The sequence below is a fragment of the Enterococcus sp. GPZ-007 genome (genome assembly GCF_059374735.1).
In genome coordinates, this window is record NZ_JCAFYN010000144.1 from 1 (window position 1) to 236 (window position 236).

A 236-nucleotide genomic window follows, 5' to 3' on the forward strand; every position below is an offset into this window, starting at 1 on the left:
TCACCATTTGCCGCTGTTGGTTCACTTTCCGCTAACCATACAGTGTTTTTATCAGTATTGGTAATCTTGAACGTTGCTCCTGCTAATTTCTTGCTGGCAGTCACACTATCAATTTTGGTAATCTTCACTTTTCCTAGTGGCTTTTCTGATTCAGTATTTTTGAAGTTGAAGGTTTGTAATGTTGCCGCATTCCCTGCTGTTACTTCAAAGGATAATTTTTCTTTGGATACATCGTA

Annotated in this window: 1 protein-coding gene; it reads right to left on the reverse strand. The window is 38.1% G+C overall.

The genetic code is table 11. The features are described 5' to 3' along the window. A partial coding sequence (locus AC4J95_RS21305) for a SpaA isopeptide-forming pilin-related protein (RefSeq protein ID WP_494551566.1) occupies positions 1-236 on the reverse strand: 236 nt, incomplete at both ends.